1 protein-coding gene is annotated in these 3,235 nt (G+C 70.1%); it reads right to left on the bottom strand.

Going from position 1 to position 3,235, the window contains the following annotated elements; genetic code table 11:
- Positions 1 to 166 precede the first annotated feature (166 nt).
- Positions 167 to 2,761, bottom strand: a complete 2,595-nt coding sequence (locus tag ACIQOW_RS38875; protein WP_401092593.1) for a Helicase associated domain protein — start codon at positions 2,759 to 2,761, stop codon at positions 167 to 169.
- Positions 2,762 to 3,235 lie beyond the last annotated feature (474 nt).

The raw sequence follows: 3,235 nt of genomic DNA, 5'->3' as shown, positions 1-3,235 counted from the left end.
GCCGTCAACGGGGGTGGGGCCCCCCCCCCCCCGGCCCCCGAACGGGGGCCCAAAAACCGGCCCCCGGGCCCCCGCACGGCCGCCCCGGGCGGGGGCCGGCCTTCCGGTGCCTCGGCCCCGGCAGCCTGCCGCCGGCCAACGACACCAGCCCGGCCGGGACGGCCCGCTACGCCCACTCCACGCCGTGCTCCGCCAGCTGCGCGAGCTGGCCCGCGGTCAGCTTCGCCCGGCGGGCCTTCTGGTTGTTGAGCCAGGTGCCCAGGGCGAAGTGCGACACCACCACCTGCTCCTCGCCGCCGGGGCCGGCCTCCACGGCCTCCACCGGCTCCTTGTGCGGGCGAGGCACCCGGGGGTGCCGCTCCCGCTCGACGAACTGGGCGAGCGCGGCCAGGCCCTGGGCGAACCTGTCGCCGCGGGACACCTTCGGCTTCGCCTCGGCGGCGGCCTTCGCGGCCACCAGCTCCTGGTCCTCCTCGATGCCGATCGCTGACAGCAGGTCCCGCTGGTCCTCCTCCAGGTCCGGCCAGCCGGCTCGCTGCGCCTGCACCCAGCGGCCGAGCTGCTCGCCCTCGAACACCGTGTCCAGGGGCAGCCGTGCCCAGTCGACCAAGCCGTCGGTGTCCAGCCACCACAGCCGGGCGGTCGCGTAGGCGCGCTGCCAGGTGACCGGCCAGGCCGGGCACCACCACGGGTCGATCTCCTCCAGCGCCCGCCGCCGCTCCGGCACCAGCGCCCCCGGCTCGCCTGCCGGCACCTGCGCCGCGGCCCGCAGCTCCGAAAGCCACGTCCCGATCGCGTAGCCGCCGACCGACGCCCGCGCCGGCGCCGCCAGGCTCCCGCCGTGACCCTTCGCCCAGACCCTGGCCCAGTCCAACCCGGCCTCGAACCGGGCGTCGCTCACGGACCAGATCATGCCGAGCGCGTCCAGCATCTCCACCCGGTATGACGCCAGCTCACCATTCGCATTCTCGCCGCGCCGGTCCGACAGCCACTTTCCGAGCGGGTAATTCCCGTTCTCCCCGACAAGCGCAGAATAGGGAACGTCAAGCCCGCCGGTCTCCTCGAACCATTTCCGCGCGTGACCGATCCCCTCCCGCCACAACTGCGTCTCACCGACCAGGACCCTGGAGGCGATGAACAGCGCGAGCACGTTCTCGTTCACCGGCGACTGGAACCGCACCGGCAGCGTGAACGCACCCGACCCGCCACCCGCACCAACCATGCTCTCACCAGGACCGGAAGCAGCCTCAGCGCTGCGCCCCTTGGTCCGCTTGCCGGACTTCTGCGGCACCGCGAGGGCCTCGACCACCTTCGCGTCGTGGCTGCGCAGCGCGGTCAGGATCTTGACCAGGGGGCCGTAGGAATCGGACTCCAGAATGTCCCCGGGCTCCTCTCCGGGCTTGAGGAAAACCGGCACGATCAGGCTGGCAGTCTTTCCCTCCCCGGGCTGCATGCGCAGGGCCCGGCCGATGGCCTGGACGATATCCACCATGCTGCCCCTGCCCTGCAGAAGAACAGAATCTGCATTCGGCATGTCGACACCCTCGCCCAGGACCTTGCAGTTACTGAAAATCCGGTACCTGAGTCCGTCGTCCTCCTCGCCCTTCCCGAAGTCCCCGATGAGCTCCTTCCGGTAGTCGATATCGTGCTCACCGGAAAGCCACTGCGCCCAGACCTCGGGCGGGTATTTCTGAGGATTCTCGAAATGCAGCTTCTCGACCGTCTGATTCAGCGTCTCCGAGAAATACCGCACCTCGATCGTGCGACTGTGGAACGTGATGCACCGCCGGAGATCCCGCTCCACCACGGTCTTGACCAGCCCGGCCTGGATCGCGGCGATCCGCGCGGCCGGCACCTCGTCCTCGCTCCCGTCCAGGGCCTCGCCGACGCCCGGCCCCCACGGCACTCCCTGCGCCTCCGCCGCAGCCCGGTCGCCGAACGGGTCGCGCAGCTCCAGGACCACGATCTCGAACGGGGCCAACAACTTCCTGTCGATGGCCTCCGCCAGGCCCAGGGAGTACACGTGCGGCCCGTAGATCCGCTGGTCGTCCATGGACACCGCCAGCTCCTCCGGCAGCGGCTGGTAGGCGCCCTCGCGCCCCTTGGCGGGGCGTTTCGGTGGCGCCCAGATCCGCGGCGTCGCCGTCATGTACAGCCGTCGGTCCGCGGGGATGGCGGCCTGGTCGTGGACCACGGTCCAGGTCTTCTCGACACTGCCGGATGAGCGGTGCGCCTCGTCACAGACCATCAGGCCCAGTGGGGGCAGCAGCTCGCCCTGACGCTCGGCCCAGTACTCGTAGGCGTCGGCGACCGCGCCCACCGACGTGTAGGTGGCGAACAGGGTGGTCGGCCGGCGGTGCTTCGCGGCGGTCGCCAGCCACATCCCGATCATCAGCGGGCTGGTGCTCGCCATCACCCCGAACGGCAGCTCCGAGTCGACCAGCGAACAGATGGCGTGCATGTCCCCGGACCGCCCGGCCGCCCGCCAGGCACCGACCATCTGCACCAGCAGGTCCAGCGTGGGCACGACCACCAGCACCGTCCCGCGCGGGACGAGCTTCTGGCCGGCCGCAGCACCGACGTAGCTCTTGCCGGAGCCGGTGGCCATCTGCACCGTCACCCGCAGCCCGTTCGGAGCCGGATGCCCCGGACGGGGCGTCAGGCCCCGCACGATGGCCTCCAGGGCCTCCTCCTGGTGCCCGCGCAGCGAGATGCCGGCAGCGGACTGAGCGGCCTTCAAGCCAGGCTTTACGACGTTCACGAAGACGTGTCTCCCCTCACCCATTCCCGGACCCACACCAGGGACCACACGGGAAATGCTGACAGTGCCCTACTGATACATTCGACGGACCGGCCCGAGAATCGAGGCGACCGGAAATAGCGCGTGATAGAAGCGACTATCCGGCAAGATATCAGTCCCTGGCCGCGAATTTCGGTGAACGCCCGAAAAGCACGGGCCCGGACCCCACTCCCGGCGGGATCATCTGACGCTAGAAGACTGATACACTGGAGACCGTTGCTCACCCTTTGAGGGTAGCGCACCCCGACCCGCCGCGAGGCCGAAATGGAGGTCTAGACCGTGGACTAGACCAATTTTTCAGGAGTGAAGCCGACCCGCACGCGCCCCCGAGCGCCACCCTCCCCCTAGTCAGCCCGTCGTGAGATCAGCCGATTTCCCTGCTCAGCGATGTGATCACGCCTCAGCCCACCGGGCCGCCGGAGCGAAGCGGAGCGG

Origin of the sequence: Kitasatospora sp. NPDC091335 (assembly GCF_044757205.1) — a bacterium.
Classification (GTDB): domain Bacteria; phylum Actinomycetota; class Actinomycetes; order Streptomycetales; family Streptomycetaceae; genus Kitasatospora.
Note: the sequence above shows the minus strand (reverse complement) of the source record. Positions and strands in the feature narration are given on the sequence as shown.